We start from the raw sequence: 255 nt of genomic DNA, 5'->3' as shown, positions 1-255 counted from the left end.
TAACAGCCTGGGTCAGCGCATCAGCCAGATCAGCTATCTGGGCAACCGCTATCCGGTATCGGCGCTGGCCAAAGAAGCCAGCCTGAGCGAAGCCCAGCTGGATGCTTGGGTTGCCGGGCAGAACAAGGCCCAGACCACCCGCGAAGATTTCGTTTACAACCTGCAGGGGCTGCTCGACACCCGCACCCGCTACAGTCAGGTCGATGCCAATGGCAGCGGCATTCCCACCGGTGCCAGCCAGACCCGTCAGGTCTA

Annotated in this window: 1 protein-coding gene; it reads left to right on the top strand. The window is 62.0% G+C overall.

The window, feature by feature from the left end:
- The coding region (locus PZA18_RS24820; RefSeq protein WP_284103545.1) for a hypothetical protein at positions 1–255 on the top strand (255 nt) is incomplete at both ends.

This window comes from Parachitinimonas caeni, assembly GCF_030129945.1.
In the GTDB taxonomy this organism is placed as follows: Bacteria; Pseudomonadota; Gammaproteobacteria; order Burkholderiales; family Chitinimonadaceae; genus Parachitinimonas; species Parachitinimonas caeni.
The sequence above is the reverse complement of the archived record's forward strand: the minus strand, read 5'-3'. Positions and strand labels throughout refer to the sequence as shown.